The organism is Flavobacterium sp. DSR2-3-3 (genome assembly GCF_049896585.1).
In the GTDB taxonomy this organism is placed as follows: domain Bacteria; phylum Bacteroidota; class Bacteroidia; order Flavobacteriales; family Flavobacteriaceae; genus Flavobacterium.
On the sequence record NZ_JAFCUP010000003.1, the window covers coordinates 99,582 to 123,248 of the forward strand.

At 33.9% G+C, this 23,667-nt stretch carries 17 protein-coding genes; 4 read left to right on the forward strand and 13 right to left on the reverse strand.

All coding sequences use genetic code 11. The annotated features are described in order from the left end of the window. Positions 1–60: 60 nt before the first annotated feature. From trpB to ACP7AQ_RS05510, 9 genes are all read right to left on the reverse strand, one after another. Positions 61–1,242: a tryptophan synthase subunit beta gene (gene trpB / locus ACP7AQ_RS05470; RefSeq protein WP_426091399.1), complete on the reverse strand. Its 1,182-nt coding sequence runs from the start codon at positions 1,240–1,242 to the stop codon at positions 61–63. Positions 1,243–1,266: 24 nt separating this feature from the next. After that, entirely contained in the window at positions 1,267–1,890 is a 624-nt protein-coding gene (locus ACP7AQ_RS05475; protein WP_426094854.1) for a phosphoribosylanthranilate isomerase, read from the reverse strand. Between the two features lie 119 nt (positions 1,891–2,009). Beyond that, entirely contained in the window at positions 2,010–2,795 is a 786-nt protein-coding gene (trpC, locus tag ACP7AQ_RS05480; protein ID WP_426094696.1) for an indole-3-glycerol phosphate synthase TrpC, read from the reverse strand. 71 nt (positions 2,796–2,866) lie between these two features. Further along, positions 2,867–3,859, reverse strand: a complete 993-nt coding sequence (gene trpD / locus ACP7AQ_RS05485; protein ID WP_426094697.1) for an anthranilate phosphoribosyltransferase — start codon at positions 3,857–3,859, stop codon at positions 2,867–2,869. A gap of 73 nt (positions 3,860–3,932) precedes the next feature. Continuing rightward, a complete protein-coding gene (locus tag ACP7AQ_RS05490) occupies positions 3,933–4,499 on the reverse strand; it encodes an anthranilate synthase component II (protein WP_426094698.1) in 567 nt (188 codons plus the stop codon). Between the two features lie 143 nt (positions 4,500–4,642). Then, a complete protein-coding gene (locus tag ACP7AQ_RS05495; protein WP_426094699.1) occupies positions 4,643–6,043 on the reverse strand; it encodes an anthranilate synthase component I family protein in 1,401 nt (466 codons plus the stop codon). Between the two features lie 344 nt (positions 6,044–6,387). After that, entirely contained in the window at positions 6,388–6,957 is a 570-nt protein-coding gene (locus ACP7AQ_RS05500) for a YceI family protein (protein ID WP_426094700.1), read from the reverse strand. 28 nt (positions 6,958–6,985) lie between these two features. Continuing rightward, positions 6,986–7,618 carry an NAD(P)H-dependent oxidoreductase gene (locus ACP7AQ_RS05505; protein WP_426063924.1) on the reverse strand — a complete coding sequence of 211 codons (633 nt, stop codon included), beginning with the start codon at positions 7,616–7,618 and terminating at the stop codon, positions 6,986–6,988. A 14-nt stretch (positions 7,619–7,632) separates the two neighbouring features. Then, entirely contained in the window at positions 7,633–8,088 is a 456-nt protein-coding gene (locus ACP7AQ_RS05510) for a MarR family winged helix-turn-helix transcriptional regulator (protein ID WP_426063925.1), read from the reverse strand. Positions 8,089–8,588: 500 nt separating this feature from the next. On the opposite strand from ACP7AQ_RS05510, the gene ACP7AQ_RS05515 reads away from it, so the two are divergent. The 4 genes from ACP7AQ_RS05515 to ACP7AQ_RS05530 all read left to right on the forward strand — a co-directional run bounded on the left by ACP7AQ_RS05515 (position 8,589) and on the right by ACP7AQ_RS05530 (position 21,285). Then, positions 8,589–10,745, forward strand: coding sequence for a catalase (locus ACP7AQ_RS05515; protein ID WP_426094701.1), 2,157 nt, complete (start codon positions 8,589–8,591; stop codon positions 10,743–10,745). 226 nt (positions 10,746–10,971) lie between these two features. Then, complete coding sequence (locus ACP7AQ_RS05520) at positions 10,972–16,608, forward strand: PAS domain S-box protein (protein ID WP_426094702.1); 5,637 nt, start codon at positions 10,972–10,974, stop codon at positions 16,606–16,608. Positions 16,609–17,037: 429 nt separating this feature from the next. Then, on the forward strand, positions 17,038–19,059 hold the full coding sequence (locus ACP7AQ_RS05525; protein ID WP_426094703.1) for a chemotaxis protein CheB: 2,022 nt from the start codon (positions 17,038–17,040) through the stop codon (positions 19,057–19,059). A 66-nt stretch (positions 19,060–19,125) separates the two neighbouring features. Continuing rightward, positions 19,126–21,285, forward strand: coding sequence for a response regulator (locus tag ACP7AQ_RS05530; RefSeq protein ID WP_426094704.1), 2,160 nt, complete (start codon positions 19,126–19,128; stop codon positions 21,283–21,285). 114 nt (positions 21,286–21,399) lie between these two features. Here the strand turns inward: ACP7AQ_RS05530 and ACP7AQ_RS05535 are convergent, their stop codons facing one another. The 4 genes from ACP7AQ_RS05535 to ACP7AQ_RS05550 form a co-directional block, all read right to left on the reverse strand. Then, entirely contained in the window at positions 21,400–22,122 is a 723-nt protein-coding gene (locus tag ACP7AQ_RS05535) for a TIGR00730 family Rossman fold protein (RefSeq protein WP_426094705.1), read from the reverse strand. Positions 22,123–22,292: 170 nt separating this feature from the next. Then, entirely contained in the window at positions 22,293–22,595 is a 303-nt protein-coding gene (trxA, locus tag ACP7AQ_RS05540) for a thioredoxin (RefSeq protein ID WP_426063931.1), read from the reverse strand. Then, a complete protein-coding gene (locus ACP7AQ_RS05545) occupies positions 22,588–22,794 on the reverse strand; it encodes a hypothetical protein (RefSeq protein ID WP_426094706.1) in 207 nt (68 codons plus the stop codon). The genes trxA and ACP7AQ_RS05545 overlap by 8 nt, the downstream gene beginning before the upstream one ends. A 36-nt stretch (positions 22,795–22,830) precedes the next feature. Beyond that, positions 22,831–23,667, reverse strand: a complete 837-nt coding sequence (locus ACP7AQ_RS05550) for a methyltransferase domain-containing protein (RefSeq protein WP_426094707.1) — start codon at positions 23,665–23,667, stop codon at positions 22,831–22,833.

Consider the following 23,667-nt stretch of genomic DNA (forward strand, 5'->3'; position numbering starts at 1 on the left):
GGGATAAACCCTGAAATTAATACGGGATAAACTCTGAAATAAATACGGGGTAAACCCAACTTATAATTTAAAATAATCGATGTAGGTATTCAAATCTTTGTCGCCACGACCGGAAAGATTGATGACTACGATATCTTCTGGCTTGAATTTCATTTCGTCGAGAACGGCAAAAGCATGCGCACTTTCGATGGCGGGAATAAGCCCTTCCATTTTAGATAATTTTAATCCCCATTGCATGGCTTGTTCATCCGTAATCGAGATGAATTGTGCTCTTCCAGTAACGAATAAATTAGCGTGCATTGGCCCAACACCAGGATAATCAAGTCCTGCCGAAATGGAATACGGTTCGGTGATTTGGCCATCAGTAGTTTGCATCAACAGTGTTTTACTTCCGTGAATAACCCCTACTTTTCCTAAGGCTGAAGTTGCGGCACTTTCGCCAGAATCAACACCTAAGCCTGCGGCTTCGACGGCAATAATATTCACGTCTTCATTTTCTAAAAAATGGTAATAAGTTCCGGCTGCGTTGCTTCCGCCACCTACACAAGCAATTACATAATCCGGGTTTTCACGTCCTTCTTTTTCCAGTAATTGTTCCTTAATTTCCTTCGAAATAACACTTTGAAAACGTGCCACCATATCCGGATAAGGGTGCGGTCCCACGACAGAGCCGATAATGTAATAGGTGTCAACGGGATTGTTAATCCAGTCCCTAATAGCTTCGTTTGTGGCATCTTTTAAGGTTTTTGAACCGGAAAGCGCAGGACGAACTTCGGCACCCAACATTTTCATACGAGCCACATTTGGAGCCTGACGTTTAATATCGATTTCTCCCATATAAACGATGCATTCTAATCCCATAAGCGCACAGACAGTTGCTGTAGCTACGCCATGTTGACCAGCACCTGTTTCGGCAATGATTCTGGTTTTGCCTAAACGTTTTGCCAAAAGAATTTGTCCGATCGTATTGTTAATTTTATGCGCACCTGTGTGACACAAATCTTCTCTTTTCAGATAGATTTTGGTATTGTATTGTTCAGAGAGCCGTTTTGCAAAATAAAGCGGCGTAGGACGACCTGCATAATCTTTTAGCAAAGCGTCAAATTCAGCTTGAAATTCTGGTTCAGCTGTGATTTTTAAATAATTTTGACGTAATTCTTCGACATTGGGATATAACATTTCAGGAATGAACGCACCTCCAAATTCTCCGTAATAGCCTTTTTCGTTGACGTTGTATGACATAATTTTATTTTTTTATTTTTTTGGTTAGAGACGTTGCATTGCAATTTCTCTACATAATTGTATGTTTTTTAATCCGGGTTCTATTTCAAATTTACTGTTTACATCAATCGCGTAAAGGGGTAAATTGGTTTTTGCTATTTCTTTCACCGCTTCCATTTCATTAATTCCGATTCCGCCACTTAGGAAGAACGGTTTGCTTGAAGGATACTTTTCTAATACTTTCCAGTCGAATGTGGTTCCGTTTCCGCCGGGTAATTTTCCTTTAGTATCAAAAAGATAATAATCGCAAATGGATTCAAATGGTTTCAATACCTCAAAATCAAAAGAATCGTCTACCGAAAAAACTTTTATAATTTCAATTTGAATTTTTTTCACATTCTCTTTTAATTCTTGGCAAAATTCAACCGATTCGTCGCCATGCAGTTGAATAGCTTGCAAATCATATTTTGCAATTTTTTCAAGAATTTCATCTTGTGTAGCATTGACAAAAACACCTACTTTTTTAATCGATTTTGGTAAATTTGGAATTACACCATTAAAATATCGAGATGATTTCTCCCAGAATATAAATCCCATATAATCGGGTAGGAGCGACCCTATTTCGATTATATTATCGGGATATTTCATGCCGCAGATTTTAATCCCCATCCCAGCCCTCCCCGAAAGGAAGGGAGCCGAAACTGGATTAGTTTTTGTGGAAATGTTTACTGAAGATGCTTGCATAATAACTAAATATATTTATTGGTTGCTAGTTCCCCCTTTGGGGGTTAGGGGGTTAATTGTTGAATAAATTCGGTTGCTGCTTTACCGGCATTATCCGTTTTCATAAAGTTTTCTCCAATTAAAAATCCTTTGTAACCAAAAGGTTTTAATTCATTTATCGCTTCAATAGATGAAATCCCACTTTCAGAAACTTTTACAAAGTCATTTGGAATTTTATCTGCTAATTGCTTGCTGAAATCCAAACTCACTTCGAATGTTTTTAGATTTCTGTTGTTTACACCAATCATATCCAATGTGGGCATAATCGATTTTTCCAGTTCTTCCTGATTGTGAATTTCCAGTAAAACTTCCAATCCCAAACTTATAGCAAATTCAGATAAAGATTTAATTTCGTCCCTTGTTAAAACCGCAGCAATTAGTAAAATTAAATCAGCTCCATGTGCTTTAGCTTCCAAAATTTGGTATTCATCAACAATGAATTCTTTTCGTAATAATGGAATTTTCACTGTGGCTCTTGCCAAAAGTAAATCGTCCAACGAACCACCGAAATACTTACCATCCGTCAGTACTGAAATTCCACAAGCACCAGCATTTTCATAGCCTTTTGTCACTTCTTCCACTGTAAAATTATAATTTATTTCTGCTTTGGATGGCGAACGACGTTTGTGTTCAGCAATAATTCCTGATGTGCTGTTTTTTAAATTATCGCTCAAAGAAATAGTCTTTTTTTCAAAGAAAACAGAAGCTTCCAATTGCGAAACGGGAATAATGGATTTCTTGAGAATGACTTCTCTTTTTTTGTCAACTATGATTTTATCTAGGATGTTCATTTTTTTTAATTTAACGTTTTCTAAAGCCATTAGAAATTCCAACAACTTTAAATCTTGAATTTTAAACTATTTTATTTACTTAAATCTTTCAATTTTTTCAAAGCTACAAGTCCTTTTCCGGATAATAAACTTTCCTTTGCTATTTGAAATCCTTCTAAGGGAGAACATTTTGTAACCGTTGCAATGGCCATGGCCGCATTGGCACAAACCACATTATTTTGCGCTTCATTTCCTTTTCCAGAAATGATATTAGTAAACATTTGAGCTGATTCCTCGATGGTTGTTCCGCCTTCTATTTCGCTTTGCAGCAAAAGACGAACACCAAAATCTTCTGGGTTTAGCATTCCTTCCATGGTACTGGTGATTGTTTTTGTAGGGCCAGTCAACGAAACTTCGTCATAGCCGTCAAGCGAATGTAAGATGGTGAAATTAGTATCTGTATTTTGGTACAAATACGCATACATTCTGGCCAGTTCTAAATTGAAAACTCCTACCAATTGGTTTTTCGGAAACGATGGATTTACCATTGGTCCTAACATATTGAAGAATGTTTTTACTGCCAATTCTTTGCGTATTGGTCCCACATTTTTCATAGCGGGGTGAAATAACGGAGCGTGTAATATACAAATTCCTGCTTTATCGATACATTTTTCCAGGAAATCAGTATCATTACTGAATTTGATTCCAAGTTTCTCCATCACATTACTGGAACCTGAAATGGAGGAAACTCCGTAATTTCCGTGTTTGGCTACTTTAATTCCCGCTCCAGCAGCTACAAATGAAGCCAAGGTTGAAATATTAAAAGTATCTTTTCCATCACCGCCAGTTCCACACAAATCGATGGTATTGTAAGCGGATAAATCGACACGAATACACAATTCCAGCAGCGCTTCACGAAATCCCGCAAGCTCATCAATACTGATGCTTCGCATCATGTAAACTGTTAGAAAAGAAGCAATCTGACTGGTGTTATAATTTCCGTTGGAGATATTAATCAATACATTTTTTGCTTCCTCCTTTGAAAGTATTTCGTGATTGATTAATCTGTTTAATATATTTTTCATTTTTTAAATATGTCTTAAAGTTGAAAGTCCGAGGTCTTAAAGTCTTTCGACATTATGACATTTGACTTAATGGCTAATGCTTCACCCAATTCTCTAATATTTTTTTCCCATTTGGGGTTAACACACTTTCCGGATGAAATTGTACACCGCGCACATCGTATATTTTGTGACGCAACGACATCACTTGACCATTTTCGTCGAATGAAGTTGCTTCCAATATATCAGGTATATTGGTGTCAACTACCCAAGAATGATAGCGTCCTACTTCAAATTCATTTCCTAATCCTTCGAATAAAAGCTCGTCATCAACCACAGTTTTTACCATTGTTGCTACACCATGGTACACCTTATCTAAGTTGGAGAGTGTTCCGCCGTAAACTTCACCAATTGCTTGTTGACCCAAACAAACACCAAAAATACTTTTGGTTGGTCCGTATTTCCGAATCACGTCTTTCAATAATCCTGCTTCATCCGGAATTCCTGGTCCCGGAGAAAGAAGAATTTTATCGAAAACTGCAATTTCGTCAATATCAAATTCATCATTTCTGTAAACGGTTACTTCACAATCTAAATCTTCCAGATAATGCACTAAATTATAAGTGAAGCTATCGTAATTGTCTATGACTAGTATTTTTTTCATGTTCCTCCCCCAACCCCTCCGAAGGAGGGGAGCACCTATTGGGGTAAATAGGTTTTTTAATTGTTATTTTTAGTTACAACTTCATAAGTTGCTTATTTTTTAGATTTGGCTCCCTTCCCTTTGGGGAGGGTCGGGGAGGGGATTTATATTGTTTCCGCTAAATCCAAAGCCGCATTCAACGCTCTCAATTTATTGTATACTTCCTGCATTTCACTTTCTTCATCGGAATTAGCGACAATTCCTGCTCCAGCTTGAGAATGTAACTGGTGATTTTTGCTCAGGAACGTCCGAATCATAATCGCGTGATTAAAATTACCTTCAAAATCCATAAAACCAATGGCACCGCCATAAAAGTTTCTATTTGTTTTTTCATACTCCTCAATCAGTTGCATCGCCCGGTGTTTTGGCGCACCGCTTAATGTTCCTGCGGGAAAAGTATCGGCTACAACCTGCATCGTAGAAGCTTTTTCATGTAAATGTCCAGTTACTTTTGAAACCAAGTGTATTACGTGTGAAAAGAACTGTACTTCTCTGTATTTTTCTACATTTACATTGTGGCCGTTTCTACTCAAATCATTTCTGGCTAAATCCACTAACATCACATGTTCACTATTTTCTTTTTTGTCCTCGGATAATTGTTTGGCAAGAATAGCATCTTTTTCATCATCACCCGTACGTTTGAAAGTTCCTGCAATAGGATGAATTTCAGCTTTACGGTCTTTTACAATAATTTGGGCTTCGGGTGAAGAACCAAATATTTTAAAATCACCGTAATCAAAAAAGAATAAATATGGCGAAGGATTAATGCTTCTCAACGCTCTGTAAACATTGAATTCATCGCCTTTGAAACCTTGTGTAAATCTTCTGGATAAAACCAATTGGAATACATCACCTCTAAAACAATGTTTTTTGGCCAAAACCACATTATGCTTGAATTCTTCGTCAGTTAGATTGGAAAATCCTTTTCCTTCTTTAGAAAATTTATAAGAAGCAATATTTCGAGATTGTAATAATTGTTCGATTTCAGAAATGTTGTTTCTTCCGTCTAAACTGTGACAGAAAATATAGGCTTCATTTTTGAAATGATTAATGGCAATTATATTTTGGTAAACAGCATAGTACACATCCGGAATGGTGTTACTGTTTTCTTTTTTGGCAATATTCACTTTTTCAAAATACCGAACAGCATCGTACGAAATATATCCAAAAAGTCCATTGTTGATGAATTTAAAATTGTTTTTCTCCGATTTGAACTGACTTGAAAATTCTTGAATCACGTCAGGTATATCGATACTGGCGTCAATATTTATTTTCTCAACGCTTCCGTCGGGAAAAGTCTTATAAATGATTTCATTTTCTATTTTGATGGAAGCAATCGGATTGCAGCAAATGTAGGAGAAACTATTGTCATTACCATGATAATCGCTGCTTTCCAGCAGAAGACTATTTGGAAATTTATCCCTAATTTTGAAATACACACTCACAGGAGTTATTGTATCAGCCAAAATTTGTTTGTAATTGGTATTAAAGGTAAATGATTTCAATTTCTATGTTTTTTATGTTGTGTGTAAAGGTAAAATGGGCACAAAAAAAAGGCCTGTCGTGATGACAAGCCTTTTATATATGTAGTTTTAATAATACTATAGGAGCTTAGTTCACGACGACTGACGTAAATTGTTCCACCACCAAGCGTTGTTAAAAATTGTTTTCATGTTTTATTTTGTTACAGCAAATATAGAAATGAAATTTGATTATTCAAAAATATAATTCGTTAAAAAATTTAAAAATGGAAGATTTTTTGTTAAATAAATATTTTTAGCTGAAAACCTTCAAAAACAAAACCCCAACAATTTCTTGTTGGAGCTGATATTTTTATTTTAGAATCAAATTAGAATTTCAAAGCTACTGCTAAATTGAAATCGTCATTGATAGCTTTGTCTCCTAAGCTGTCGAAGAAACTTCCAGAACCATATTTAATATCGTATTTTGTTCTGTCAATTTTTACATTGGTAGTAGCTGTATTTGCAGTTGTTGCAAGATCGAAAATAACTGGTTTAGTAATTCCTTTGATTGTTAAATCACTAGTTACAGTATATAAGTTTTTTGTTTTAGCAACTATTTTTTTGAAAACTAAAGTTGCAGTGGCAAATTTATCTGTTCCAAAAAAATCATCAGCTTTCAAGTGACCTTCTAATTTTTCTTTACCTTGACCTGCTTTCAAATCAGTAACTACGATAGAGTTCATGTCTACATTGAATGTACCACCCACTAATTTTTTTCCTTTGAAAACTAAAGCACCATCTTTCAGGTTTATAGTTCCTTCATGCGCTCCTGTTACTTTTTTTCCAACCCAGTTTATAGTACTTGCTGAAGTGTTAATTTTTTTAGTTTGAGCGGTTACTGACATGGCAGATAGAACTACTACTAATGCTAATGCAATAGATTTTAAATTTTTCATTTGTTTGAGTGTTAAATTGGATTACTAATTATAGTGTGATAAATAATTCTTCGTTTGATTTTCTAACTTTTTTGTAATGTTGGGTTGCATCCTCATCATGTCTGTAGCCCAGAGTTACCAGTAAGGAAGCGTTCAATCCTAATTTGTCAAGTCCTAATATTTCATTAACTTGAGCAGGAGCAAAACCTTCCATTGGCGTAGTATCTATTTTAAGTTCAGCGGCCACGTTTAATAAGTTTCCTAGGGCTAAATAAGTTTGTTTTGCTGACCAGATGTTTCTTGTTTCTTCAGAAAGAGTTATAATGTTAGATTTCATATATTCCACGTATCCTTGAATACTTTCTAAGGGAATTCCTCTTGTTTCACTCATGTTTTTGGAGAAGTTTACAATTCCTTCCTCACCAAAATTGATTTCATTAGCAAAAACAATTAAGTGAGAAGCATCAACTACTTGGGCTTGACCATAAGCAGCAGCTTGAAGTTGTGCTCTTAATTCAGGATTTTCAACAATAATGATTTTGTAAGGTTGTAATCCGTATGATGAAGCACTTAAGCGAATCGCTTCTTTCAACGTGCTTAAATCTTCATTTGTTATTTTTTTTGTTGCATCGAATTTTTTCGTTGCGTATCTCCAATTTTGATTTTCTAAAAAAGTATTCATATTATATTGACTATTTATTGGTTTCTATATTTTTCTAATAATTGATTTAATTGAACAATTTCTTCAGAACTTAAATTCTTTGAAAAAAATTCTTCGTGGGCAATCACTTTCGGATCTAATTCCTTTAGAACATGTAATCCTTTTTCAGTAATTTGCACTTCTATTTTCCTTCTATTTTCAGGACATACTTTTCTGGTGACTAATTCTTTTAACAGCAATTTATCTACTAATCGAGTAGTGTTACTTGTTTTGGCTAGCATTCGTTCTTGAATAACGCACATGTTCGCCGGATTTCCTTTTTGACCTCTTAATATTCGGAGTACATTATATTGCTCTCCTGAGATTTCATGAGGTTTTAATATTTCGTTAAAATTTTCTGTTACTACATTTTGTGTATACAAAACATTCAGAATAATTTTTTTTGAATTATTCATTTGAACAGTCGATTTTAAAATTTCTTCAATTTTCATATTTGTATATATGTAATTTGTTGGTACAAATGTAACACATTTTATAGTTGTATATACAAATGTCAATTAATGTTTTGTTAATTTTTTTTAAGCACTTTTAAATATAGATAATTAATTAGTGTAAATCAGTAATATAGATTAGTAATGGCAGTTGGTTTCAAAAAATTAAATTGTTTTCTCCTAGTTCATATTCAAAATATATACCACAATTATTTTTTGTTCATCGATGAAAACAAGAAGAGGCAGGGAAATTAATTTTTCACGAATTACATTTCTTTTAAAATTAAAGATGGTTGTGATCTTTGGATTAAAATTTATTTTAGAATATACACTGAATTGTAACTGTTAGTTTTTAGAATAATTTGTAAATTAGGTGTAAATGATTGATTAGTAATTTGTTAATTTAATAAAAACACAAATTTAACTTGGAATTGTGTAAAAGAATCATTGTTTAAAAGTGTAAATTTATAAGAATTAAAAAACCTTAAAAAACTATTGAAATGGAAAACGTAAAAAAAAATGCGCAGGATTCTGAAAATAGGAAACAACAGGATTTAGAAGTCAATAAATCCGATGCTACTGATCAGATGATGACCACAGATCAAGGACTTAAAATTAATGATGATACCAATTCCCTTAAAGCAGGGGAGCGTGGACCATCGTTATTGGAAGATTTTATCTTAAGAGAAAAAACAACTCATTTTGACCATGAAAGAATACCGGAAAGAATTGTTCATGCCAGAGGTTCAGCTGCGCATGGTTATTTTCAGGTCTATGAGTCAATGGAGAAATATACTAAAGCAGGATTTCTTCAGGATCCTGGCCTTAAAACTCCAGTTTTTACCCGGTTTTCTACCGTTGCGGGCTCAAGAGGTTCCACGGATTTAGCACGAGATATTCGAGGATTTGCAGTTAAATTTTACACAGAACAAGGCAATTATGATCTTGTTGGAAATAATGTGCCTGTGTTTTTCATTCAGGATGCCATAAAATTTCCGGATTTAATTCATGCCGTAAAACCAGAACCGAATAACGAAATGCCGCAAGCGGCCTCTGCTCACGATACTTTTTGGGATTTTATTTCCCTGATGCCAGAAACGATGCATACTATTATGTGGGTAATGTCAGACAGGGCGATTCCGAGAAGTTTGCGCATGATGGAAGGTTTTGGTGTGCATACTTTTCGTTTTATAAATGAAAAAAACGAATCGCATTTTGTAAAATTCCATTGGAAACCCAAATTAGGAACACATGCAGTCGTGTGGGATGAAGCTCAAAAAATATCCGGAAAAAATTCTGATTTTCATCGTCAGGATTTGTGGGAAGCCATCGAAAGTGAGAATTATCCGGAATGGGAATTAGGAGTACAGCTGATTCCGGAAGCTGATGAGCATAAATTTGATTTTGATTTATTAGATTCAACCAAGCTTGTTCCTGAAGAATTGGTTCCAGTTACCTTAATTGGAAAAATGGTGCTGAATCGTAATCCTGACAATTTTTTCGCTGAAACGGAGCAAGTAGCTTTTCACCCGGCTCACATCGTTCCCGGAATCGATTTTACAAATGATCCATTGTTGCAAGGGCGTTTGTTTTCTTACACGGATACCCAATTATCCCGTTTAGGAAGCCCTAATTTTCATGAAATTCCTATCAATAGAACTATTGCGCCGATGCACAATAATCAACGTGACGGCCACATGCGTCAGGAAATTAATGTGGGTCGGGTTAGTTATCACCCCAATTCACTTGGTGGAGGTTGCCCTTTTCAGGCAAAAATTGATGAAGGTGGTTTTAGCAGTTTCAATGAGAGGATAGATGCTCATAAAGTACGGGATCGCAGTGAAAGTTTTTCGGATCATTTTGGGCAAGCAACCTTATTTTTTAACAGTCAGACGCAAACAGAAAAAAATCACATTATAAATGCTTTGCGTTTTGAATTGGGTAAACTGGAAACCGAAGCAATACAAATCCGTATGCTAGGATTGTTGTCACAAATAGACACAATTTTGGCAACGAAAGTAGCCGAAGGTTTAGGGCTTAAAGTTCCTATAAGTCCAGAAAAACCTATGAATCATGGCGTTGGTGCTAATGCGGATAAACAAAAATATGAATCTAAAAAAGTAGACCAAAGCGTTACGTCTTCGGATGCTTTGAGTATGCTTAAAAACAAGACGTTGTCTAAAACGATAGCAACACGGCAGGTCGCTTTTTTATGTTCGGAAGGAGTTGACACAGCCGCTATTAATGCAATGAAAGCAGCATTAAACAAAGAAGGAGCGACTATAAAAATTATAGCACCACATTTAGGAGTTGTAAAAACTAACGACGGAAGTGAAGTTAGAGTAGATCAAAGTTTCCTGATTGCTGCCTCAGTTTTATTTGATGCGGTATATATTCCAGGTGGAAAAAACACGGGGTTCTTAAGTTCAAAACCAGAAGTAATTGAATTTATCAATGAAGCTTTTAAACATTGTAAAGTTATTGGAGCAAACGATTCTGCGATTTTTACTGAAACAAATGTCAAATCTGTATTGAATGGCGATGAGGATGTAGAAGGAATTGTTTTAGATGCAAACAAAGAAGATGGCGACTTTACAAAATCTTTTATAGCAGCGATGGGAGAGCATCGTTTTTGGAATCGTGAAGAAAAACTTTAAAAAAAAGCGATAAATTTAAAACTTGTAATAAACAACAAAAACCGAAATAAAAGTTTCGGTTTTTGTTGTTTACGGCATCAAGGAGACACTGATTTTATTGTTGAATCTTTATATGACAGACTCGAAAATTGTATTGTCAAATTTTTCAATGCGCTTTAAAATGTTTAAGATTTTTTGTATATTCTTATAATTTACTACCTTTATTACTTATCTGAACCTAAAGAGTATGAAGAAAGCCAAACTATCTTATGAAGTTCTACTCCAAAAAACAAAAGATCAAGAATTACAAATAAAGCGATTAGTAGAAAAAGAAACTTCATTATCTAGTTTCAAATTTTTGACAGAAGAATCCAATGATTTAGTTTACATTGTTGGAACCGATGCTTTTTTCAAAGAGATTAACCCCGCTTTTTTGAAAATTTTAGGATATTCCAAAGAAGAATTATTAAACAATTCTTTAATTGATTTATTACACCCTGATGATCTTGAAAAATCATTAAAAGAAATTAAAAGTCTTTCAATAGGAAAACCTTCCATCAATTATGAAAATAGATTTCTGAAAAAAAATGGGGATTTTGTCAGTATTCAATGGACCGCAAACATAATTTATTCTGAAAATATTTATGCAACTGGAAGAGAAATTATTTCTTTTAGAGAAACTCACGAAAATTTAAAAGCGGACGATGAATTATTATGCGACGCGAAAAAAAATGATGAGATAGGAAGTTGGGAATTCAATTTTACCTATAAAAAAAGGATTAGGTCTAAGGATTTGGATGGTATTTATGAAATTGAAAAAAACCTTAAACAAAATTTACATGAGGATTATCTGAGTTGTTTCACAAAAGCGGACATTATATCATTTCATAATAAAATTGACAAGGCAATAATTGATAAAGAATCTTTTGAGTTTGAGCAATCAGCACTATTTTCAGATAATAGAATAAAGTGGTTCAAAATTATTGTTTTTCCAATGTCAGATTCCAATGGCAAAATTATAGCATTTAGGGGTACTATTCAGGATGTTACTTTTAACAAGCAAATTGAAGAAACTTTAAAAGTTAAAGAACACGTTGAACTTGTACTTAATGCTAAATTAATAGAAGAGGAAAGTAACGCTAAATTTAAAAATTATATAGAAAACGCCCCGGACGGTGTTTTTCTTGTAGGTGAAGGCGGATATTATTTAGAGGTGAATCCAGCTGCAACTTTGATAACCGGTTTCTCAAAAGAAGAGCTTTTAGCCACAAAATATGGGGATTTATTATTACCTGAAACACTAAAGCATACCGAAAAACAATTTAAAATTCTTGTAAAAAACGGTAATTTAAAAGGAGAACTTAAAGCTATTCATAAAAACGGCAGTATTATAAACCTGTCTGTTGAGGCAGTAAAAATCTCAGAGAATCGTTTTCTAGGGTTTGTAAAAGATATAACGGAGAGCAAAAAAGCAAATGAAACTTTACTAAATGAAAGGAATAAGTTTGCTTTAATTGCCGACGCTTCGCCAGGATTAATCTATTCGATGCGTCAAAATAAAGATGGAATCTTAAGTTATCCCTATGCCAGCAATGCTGTTGAGGAAATTTTTGGCTTTACTTTTAAAGAAATTGAGAACGATGCAGATAAAATTTTTAAGCTGATTCATCCATCTGATTTGGATTTCGTGATGCAAAGTATTACCGTAACAAAATCGAAATTAGTTCCTCTCAAATGCGAATACCGTTATTTTCATCCAAAAAAAGGGTTAGTATGGCATGCCGTGAATTCGTTACCGGTAATTGAAGCGGAAGGAACTGTGATTTGTCACGGAATTGTTACCGATATTACCGAACGTTTTACAGCAGATCAAAAACTCATCAAAGCTAACCGACTTTATTTATTCATCAGTCAGATTAACCAAATGATTGTTCGTACAACTGATGAAGAAACCCTTTTTCGAGAAGCGTGTAACATAGCTGTAGATTTTGGGAAGTTTAGGATGGCATGGATTGGAATTATTGATGAAGGGACTAAAAAACTAATTCCTGAAATGATTGCAGGTGAAAGCAATGACTATTTATCCATAATAAAAACCATTTACGCTGAGGACATTCCTGAGGGAAGAGGTCCGGGTGGTACGGCAATGCGAGAAGGACGATGGGTTGTTTGCAATGATGTTGAAAACGATGCAATGATGCAGCCTTGGCGAAAAGAAGCAATGGAACGCGGTTATATGTCATCGATTGCAGTGCCAATAAAAAAATTCGGAAAGGTAATTGGCGTATTTTCTTTTTATTCCAATGAAAAAAACTTTTTCGATGCGGAAGAAATTGCACTATTAGAAGAAGCAACTGAGGATGTGGCTTTTGCATTAGAAATTTTTGAAAGAGAAGCGTTACGAAAAAAGGCTGAAGAAGCAGTAGTTGAAAGCGAACAACGCTACCACATGCTTACGGAAGTATCCGCGGTCGGAATTTTTAGAACCGATGTAAACGGGCTGACCACTTACGTAAATCCACATTGGTGTCAAATTTCAGGTTTGTCTTCACAGGAAGCTTTAGGAAACGGTTGGCTTAAAGCAGTTCATGAAGAAGATAAAAATTCAATATTAAAAGGATGGGAAAATGCCACAACAAACCAACAAAATTCACTATCAGAATATCGATTTGTGCGTCAGGACGGCTCTGTTGCCTGGGTAATGGGACAGGCTGTACCTGAACATAATGTAAAAAACGAAATAGTAGGCTACATTGGCACCATAACTGATATTACGGAACGCAAAACTGCCGAATCGATAATTCTAAGAGAGAAAAAACTATCAGAATCGATCATCAATAATCTTCCAGGAATTTTTTATCTCTACGACGAATCTGGAAATTTTGTAAAATGGAATAAAAATTTTGAGGAGGTTACAGGCTATAACAATGACGAAATTTCTCAAATGAGTCCAACTGATTTTTATGATATAGCAGATAAAGAAAGAATCAGGGAAACATTACAAGAAGTTTTTGAGAAGAATTTATCAGATATAGAGGTGGATTTATTTACCAAAAATAAAAATAAAATTTCGTATTATATTAGTTATCAAGTAATTGATTATGAAGGTAAAAGGTGCTTGTTAGGAATGGGAATTGATCTTACGGAAAGAAAAAAAGTCGAAGCAAAAATAAAAAGAGCTAACGAACGATTCGAAATGATTTCTGCAGCTACCAATGACGCTGTTTTTGAAGTGGATTTGATAACAGGAGAAAGCTGGAATAATAAAACATTTGCAGATCTTATAGGGTTTCGCGGCCGTGAACCTAATGGAGTTAAGAATACCGCGTTATGGCGTTCTAAAGTTCATCCGGATGATAGAGAAAGAGTTATCAAAAAATTAGCAGATTGCTATGTGGGAACTACAAATCTATGGTCAGATGAATTTCGTTTTCAAAAAGCAGATGGCACGTACGGTATATTTTATGATAGGGGTTGGATATCGAGGGATGAATCGGGAAAAGCAATTCGTTTAAATGGTGCTCTAACTGAAATTACAGAATTAAAGAATATAAAAGAGCAATTGTTAAACAGTGAAGAAAAATACCGCAGTTTGATAGAGCAAGCTTCTGATGCTATTTTTATTAATGATGTTTCAGGATATTTATTGGAGGTCAATGAAAGTGCTTGTTTGTTGTTAGGTTATTCTAAAGAAGAACTGTGTACAAAGAACATAAATAGTTTGTATGCAATTGATGAGTTGAAGTCCAGACAAATTATGATTGAAGAATTACTTCATGGTGAAAAAACACTAATTGAGCGTAATATGTTGCATAAGGATGGGACATTAATTTCAGTTGAGATTACAGCCAAAATGATTGCTGATGGTCGTATTGTGGCGATAATTCGAGATGTAAGTAAACGTAAAAAATCAGAAGATGAATTTAGGAAAATTCACAAAAAACTGGAAGCGATTCTCGGCGCAATACCGGATTTACTGTTTGAAGTAGACATAAAAGGAGAAATTTTCAACTACCATTTCCGCAGGGATGATTTGTTAGCGTTATCTCCAGATGTATTTTTAGGAAAATCATTTTCAGACGTGTTACCACCAGATGTTTCAAATTTGTGTATATCCGCTATTCAAGAAGCGTCAGAAAAAGGGTATTCTACCGGTCGACAATATTCATTACAATTAGATAACGGCAGGCGTTGGTTTGAACTTTCGATCGCACCCATGAAGGAAAGTGATGAACATGAAACACATTTCATTTGTCTCTCACGAGATATTACGGGTGCCAAAGAATCGGATAATGCTTTATTAAAAAGTGAGCAACGATATCGGGGTTTGCTAAATAATCTGGATGCAGGTATCGTCGTTCATGCTCCTGACACCTCTGTTGTAGTCAACAATATAAAAGCAGCTGAATTATTAGGACTAAGTGACAGTCAAATAAAAGGGATTATTGCCTATGATCCTACTTGGAATTTTTTGAATGAAGATAATTCTGTTATGTCCATAGAAGAGTATCCAGTAAATCAAATTGTTTTTACAAAACAAGCACTTAAGAATCTTACAATTGGCGTGAGTCGGCCACTAACTAATGATGTTGTCTGGCTCCTTATCAATGGATATCCTGATATTGATGCTAATGGAGCGATTTACGAAATCGTAATTAGTTTTATTGACATCACGGAACAAAAAGTAATGGAAAGGGAGCTGGTAAAAGCCAAAGAACTTGCAGAATCCGCCAATAAGGCCAAAACTTATTTCCTTGCCAATATGAGCCATGAAATTAGAACACCACTTAACGGAATAATTGGATTCACACATTTATTGATAAAATCAAATCTAAAAAAGAATCAATCCGCATACATGAAAACCGTTAATGAATCTGCAATTTCATTGATGGAGATAGTGAATGATGTTTTGGATTTTTCCAAAATTGAATCTGGGAAATTAGAGTTGAATCATGAAGAAATTAATCTTTTTAAATTAACTAATCAGGTTATTGATTTGTTTAAATATCAGGCCGACCAAAAAAAGATAAATTTAATTCTAAACATCAACAAAAATACGCCACAGTATATTCATGCGGATTCAGTGCGATTGAAGCAAATATTGGTCAATCTTTTGAGCAACGCAATAAAGTTTACCAACTTTGGAGAAATTCGTTTAGATATTGATGAAATGGATACATTAAATCAGAGATGGTCTGTTCTCAAATTTTCGGTAAAAGATACAGGTGTTGGAATAAAATCAGGAAACACCGAAAAAATATTCAATTCATTTGTTCAGGAAGACAATTCAACCAATAGGAAATTTGGAGGTACTGGATTAGGTTTAGCGATTTCAAATCAGCTTTTGGCCCTGATGGACAGTAAATTAGAATTGATCAGTAAATACGGTGATGGTAGCGACTTTTATTTTATTGTAAAATTCAAAAAAACAAATCAAATCAAGAATAAACATCAACTGCTTTCTAAAAGAGATAAAAACAATGCATTACTTCTGGTTGCCAAGCTGGCGGACAAAAAGGTTTTAATTGTAGAAGACAATAAAGTCAACATGCTTTTGGCTAAAGCATTGGTTAAGAGTATTATAGCGAATTGCACCATTATTGAAGCAAAAGATGGTAATGAAGCAATAGAAATGTATAAAAAAGAGCAACCTGATATTATTTTAATGGATATCCAAATGCCCAATAAAAACGGGTACGAAGCAACTGCTGAAATTAGGCAAATAAAAAGAGCGGAACATATTCCTATAATTGCGATAACGGCAGGAATAATGGTTAGAGATAAAGAAAAATGTCTGGAAGCGGGAATGAATGATTATTTACCTAAACCTGTTATTCAATCAGATTTGGAAAAAATGCTTCATATTTGGCTGGTTGAAATTTAATTTTAGTTCAAAATTTAAAAAAGTGTTTGTTGATTCAAACACTTTTTTTGTGCAAATTCTTTACATTTTGTTTATGTTTTTTTAATCTTTAATTTACTTGTAAAAACGCATTTATTTTACTAAATTTAACTTTTATTAGTTGTTAATCAGTTAATTAAAAATGATTAACAATAATATAGAGACATTTTTTATGCAGATAATTGATTTTTAAAATTAATTTTTTTTTAAACTTTTTTAAATAAAAATTAAACAAGTGTTAAATAAAAGTAGTGGAATAGTTGCCAGAAAACCATTTTTATTCCATTTTTTATTTCGAAAAAAATCATAATGCTGTCAAAAGCATACAAAATAGTCAATTAAGAATTCAGAATAAGTATGATACGAACGTTTTACTAAACAATTATAGTTATAAAAAATTCAAATTTTGTAATGATAAAAAAGAATCAAATCAGCCTTGGGGAGGGTAAAGTTCTAGATTTGAAATCAAATTTAAGCTTATCGAAAGCCGGCACCAATGATTTTCCAATTATTGATATTGGAGCGTCAGCTGGTGGATTAGAAGCACTTGCTTTGTTTTTTAAAAATATGTCTATCGACAGCGGCTTGTCATTCACAGTAATTCAACATACTGATTCGACCCATATTGAAATAATTCCAGAATTATCACTAAGAATGACGGAAATGAAAGTCTTACAGGCAGCTCACACGCTCAAAGTAAAACGACGCAATTGTATTTATGTAATTCCACCCGATATAAGCTTATCAATAGTATACGAAAGGATACATTTATTTGTTCCAACAGAATCTAGTCGCCTTCAATTATCGGTGGCTATTTTCTTAGAGTCATTGGCCATGGACCGTATGGAAAAAAGTATTGGACTTAATCTTTCCAGAATGGGTTCAGGTGGAAGTTTAGGATTGAAAGCCATTGTGAAAAAAAATGACATTGCCGCAGTACAAGATCCAGCTTCATCGAAGCTTGATGATATGCTGCGCACTTCAATAAAATCGATTGTGCCGGATATTGTGGTTCCCGTAAAGAAATTACCTGCTAAACGGATTTATGTATTTCATTATTCACCAGAAATAAATATAGAGTCAGAGCTCCTTATCAAAACTAAAAGTAGTATTAATAAAATTAGTATGATGTCGCGGGAACAAACTCTACTTAATTTTTTGACGGACAATAAAAATACTTTAAGACGGCGGATTAAACGAAGAAAGGGGATAAATCAGATTGATAAAATACAAAGGAATGTGCATTTTTTACAGGAAAACCAGAAAGAGATTGAAGTGCTTTTTAAAGATTTATTAAAAGAGGTTTTTAATTTTTTTAGGGATACTGATGTTTGGACAAAGCTGAAAGAGGAAATTATCCCCAATATATTAAAAGAAATTTCTGACGGGCAAACCGTAAAAATTGGGTGTCCGGTATATTCCACTGGGGAAGAAGCGTATTTTTTGGCAATCGTTTTTGATGTGGTTTTGTCTAAATTAAAAAAGCCACGAAATATTAAATTACAAATTTTTGCTACTGATGTAGATATTTTATCTATTGACAAACCCAGAAAAAGATTTTTTTATTCCAGCGTAATAAATGACGTTTCTCAGGAGCGGATTGATAAATTTTTCACACCGGAAAACTACGGCTATCGCATAAATACTTCCATTTGCGAACTACGAGTTTTTGCACCCCATAACGAAATCAAAGATTCTTCATTTACAAAGTTAGACCAATTGACTAATAACAAGATGCTGATTTACATGGAGCCACAACTGCAAAATAAATTTATAATGCTACTTAATTACAGCCTGAATCAAGGCAAGTTAATGATGCTTGGAACTGCCGAAATAATCGCAAGCAGTATCAAAGGATTTGAAGTATTAGATTCTAAAGTGAAGTATTATAAACGGATTTCTAAATCAGTTTCTCGTGGATTAATGAATTTTCCAAATACCTTTTCCCAAACAAGAAGAATAAACATTTACATTATAAAGGAAACCAAGGCCGTTGAAAACTTACAGACCCTTCCGAATCAAATTATAATGACTCTTTTTTCGCCTTTAAGCATAGTTGTAAATAATGAAGTTGATATTATATACGATACTGGGAGAACCGGAAAATATTTAGAATCTGCAGCATGCAAAGCAAACTGGAATGTTCATGTAATGGAACGGAAAGGGTTAAAACAAGAATTGCGGGAAGCATTTCGTAAAGCTGTGCTAAGTTTTGAACCGGTGCATATTGATAATGTAAAAATAGCGGAAAACGAAAATTTCCATCTTTTCAATTTGACGGTACAGCAAATAGAAAGTGCCGATGCAATAAAAGGATTGATAATGATTGTCTTTAAGGATATTCCAGCTATTGCCGAAACAGTTTCAAATACTTTAATATCAAAAAACAATCAATTTTATATGTACGAATTAGCAGAACAGAACAGATTATAGTTAATAAAGGTTGCATAATTTCCAATTTTAAACAATTAAATAGTAGTATTTAAATCGATTGCGCTTATGGAAAATATTGAAAATAAAACCACAAATCATCACATTATCAGGCAGAAAGCTGAAGAATTACAGCGAATAAGTGAATCAAAATATAGACCTAAACTTTCAGAAGAGGAAACATCAAAACTTATCCATGAATTAGAAGTTCATCAGATAGAGTTGGAGATGCAAAAAGAAGAGCTCATGCTTGCTAAAGATGAGGTTGAAAATGCTTTGCAAAAATATTCAGACTTATACGATTTTGCACCTACGGGCTATTTTACGCTGACAAATTCAGGTAAAGTACTCGATTTAAATCTTGTCGGTTCCCAACTTTTGCGGAAAGAAAGATCAAAACTAAAAAACAGTGAATTTGGCTTTTTTGTTTCAGATGATTCAAAACCGGTTTTTAATCAATTTTTAGAAAATGTATTCAGATTGGATAATAAAGAATGCTGTGAAGTAAAATTACTTTTAGACGATGCAACCACAGTGCATGTATTTCTAACAGGAATTCTTTCAGGAAATAAAGAGCAAGCCTTTATTACCATTATAGATATTTCCAAACTTCAAAAGCCTGAAACTGTTTTGCGAGAAAATGAAGCTCGCTATCGGGATTTGCTTAACAATCTTGATGTTGGAATAATTGTGCATGATGGGGACAGCATAATTATTTATTCTAATCCAAAAGCTTCTGAACTAATTGGTTTGAGTGAGGAACAAATAAAAGAAGGGGATGGCTCTAAACAAAATTGGGAATTTGTTAATGATGACAACAAATCTTTATCGCCAGAAAATTACCCCGTTAACCTCATTATTCGAAATAAAAGCGCAATTAATAATTTTATTTTTGGAATAAACAAAATGGATAATAGGGATGTTAAATGGTTTTTATTGAACGGTTTTCCCATTATGAGCAGCGGCGGAGAAATCGCTGAAGTTGTCATCAGTTTTATCGAAATAACAGCATTGAAAAAGTTAGAAATTGAACTAACAAAAGCCAAAGAACATGCCGAAGCAGCTAATAAAGCAAAATCCAGTTTTTTAACAAATATGAGCCACGAGATTCGTACTCCTTTAAACGGAATTATTGGTTTTACTGATTTATTGATGAGAACAAATTTAGATGAAAGCCAAAAGGAATTCATGAATACAATTAATGAATCAGCAACTATTTTAATCGAAATTATCAATAATATTTTAGATTTTTCGAAAATTGAATCCGGAAAATTAGAACTCAATATTGAGGAAATCAACCTTTATGAATTGACGCATCACGTAATTGATATTTTCAAATACCAAGCAATAATAAACAAAATAGATCTCATTTTGAATATCGAAAATAACGTTCCTGATTTTGTGTTTGCAGATTCCATTCGCTTGAAACAGATTTTAGTAAACCTAATAGGGAACGCTCTAAAATTCACGAAAGTAGGATTTGTACAATTGGACATCACTTCTGAAATTATTTCTGAAGAAGATGATCAATGTATTATATATTTTTCGGTAAAGGATAGCGGAATTGGAATCAAGCAGGAAAATCAAGCAAAAGTGTTTCAATCCTTTATTCAGGAGGACTGTTCGGTAACACGTAAATTTGGAGGAACAGGACTTGGATTAGCCATTTCAAATCAGCTTTTAGGTTTAATGGATAGTGAATTAAAATTGAAAAGTAAATTTGGTCAAGGAAGTGAATTTTATTTTACAGTGCAATTAAAAAAATCTCATCATGAAATTGCTGCTAAAAACCAAGACGCAGAAATTACTATCGAAAACCAAACGATTTCTTCGGGTGATTTCAAGGACAAGAAAATATTAGTGGTTGAGGATAATCGAATTAATATGCTTTTGGTAAAAACGTTGCTCAAATCGATACTTCCAGGAAGCACTGTTTTAGAAGCTTCAGATGGTAAGAAAGCGATCAAAATGTACAAAAAAGAGAAGCTGGATCTCATCTTAATGGATATTCAAATGCCGCACAAAAATGGTTATCAAACGACTGCCGAAATCAAGCACCTAAAAAAATACAATAACATTCCTATAATCGCTTTAACAGCAGGAATTATGTTAGGGGAAAAAGAAAAATGTTTGGAATCCGGAATGGATGATTATGTTTCTAAACCAATTATCAGATGTGATTTAGAAGAGGTTTTATATAAATGGTTGAAAAAAACCCCGTCAAATTAAAATAATAAAATATAAGAAAATAGTTTTGTAATCCATAATTAACGGTAAAATAAGACAGTTGGTTATAACTATCGTTGATAAGTACGAATGAAAAAATATATATTTCCCAACAAGTTACTGTTTGGCTTTATATTCATATTTTTTTAATCCAAATTTTTTGATAGCATGTTTGTTGATGTGTTCTGTCACTTCTTCAACAGAGTCTGTCACAAATAAAAGCTTCATATCTTCCGGACTGATACTTTCATTGTAAATCATTCTTTGAATGTGATGACACAATTCTTTATGATAAACAGAGTCAAAAATAACAATGGGAAAATTGTTGATCATTTTATTTTGAATCAAAGTCAATGCCTCAAATAATTCATCCAAAGTCCCCAGTCCTCCGGGCATCACCACAAAGGCATAAGAATATTTTATTAAAATTACTTTTCTCACAAAGAAATAGGGAATATAAATCCATTTGTGCAGATAAGGATTTGGTTTTTGTTCTACTGAAAGAACGATATTTGTACCCACAGAATAACCGCCGGCTTCGTAAGCACCTTTATTCGCAGCTTCCATAATTCCAGGTCCGCCACCGGTCATTACGGTAAATCCTAATTTAGCTATTTCGGCACCAATACGTTCTGCATTTTTGTAATGCGCTGTTTCCGGACCAAAACGAGCGGAACCAAAAACAGTGACACAAGGACCAATAAAAGGCATTTTTTGAAACGCTCTGATGAAGTTGTAAAGTACTTTAAAAATGAAAACTAAATTTTTCACTCGGGTCAAAGGTCCTCTTACAAATAAAGATTCAGATCTTGAAAGTCTGTATTGGCGTGGCTTTTCCATAGTGATCACTAATATAGGAAAATATCAGGTTGCATTTATTTTTCTGTCCCAATAAATGAATTTAGTACTAATTTAGTTCTAGAATTTGAAGTAGTTTTCCGTTAAAATCTTTGAAAAGTCGCACGTATTCTCAAACTAAAACAAAAGTTTTTCGATTGTTATTATTTTGGCTATTTATTGCTTTTTTCCAAAATAGTTTTAATGATTTCCTCCTTACTCAAAACACCAGATTGTCTCCACAACTGTTTTCCGTTTTGAAATAAAATCATCGTAGGAACACCACGAACCTGATACTGACTCGATATTTGCTGGTTTTTATCAACATCAATTTTGATGATGGAAACGCGATCTCCCAAACTTTCTTTTACTTCTTTCAAAACGGGACCAAGCATTTTACAAGGGCCGCACCATGTGGCAAAAAAGTCTATTAAGACTGGTTTTTCGGACTGGATAATGGTATCGAAATTACTCATTTTTAGTATATTTATTGTTAGGAATACTGCAACCATTCGCGCCACAACCTAAATTGAAAATTACCTGAACGAAGAAAAATAGTCTAAGACCAATGAACATGTTTTCTTTTAGGATATAGGCTTGTGCAAATAAAAATAAGGCAAGCAACAAGCGAACCCAGCGCATAACATGCCAATTTGTAAATAATAGTGCTTTCATTTTTTTTTTTTTTTTTTCTCAAAAAGGGGTATGAATTTAGTTTTTTATTTTTTTGATGGTATACTTTTCATCGAAAGCAATTACCTGTTGTAATGTTTCGATTGTAATTTCATTTTTGCTAACAAGTAATACATCAGCAAAATTACCGTTGATGCTAACGTTTAAAACGCCGTCAATTGTCAGTAGTTTTTCAGTAAGCGTTTCCATCGATTCGCTATATAGTTCACCTTCCAGTGCATAAAGGTTTACAACAACCTGCCTGTTCTTTTTCAATTCGAAATACAATTCTGAACCGGCTCTTGGTGCAATTGAATTTTCGGATAAATCCATTTTTATAAATTGAAAAGCGGCCGTAAAAAGCGTTTCATATTCTTCTTTACTTCCGCCAAAAGGAGGTCCTGATGCAAACATTCTATTGAATAGTAATCCCGACAGAATTCCTTCTTCAGCCAAAAGTTGGTGCATTTTCCAAACGTATTTTTGACGCATTGTGGGAGCCAAAGCACAGAAAAAAGTTTGCTCAATAATCAAATCATATTTTCCCTTATGTTCAAAAAAATCACCTAAAAGAATTTGAATAGTAGGATGGTTTTTGAATTTTTCTTTTAAAAAGGAGACTGGTGTGGGTGCAATATCAATAACGGTAATATTTGAAAATCCTTGCTTCAGAAGGTATTCCGCTTCATAGCTGTTGCCACAACCGGGAATCAAAATACGGCTATTTTTATCCGCAACCGTATCAGCATACATTTGTATGGGCGGTGATACTTGGCCTAAATCCCAACCGGTAGTTTTGGCTTCATATTGCGCTTCCCAATAGGCTGCATTCAGCGGTCTATCGCAAGAAACGACACAACATTTTAAATCGGACAT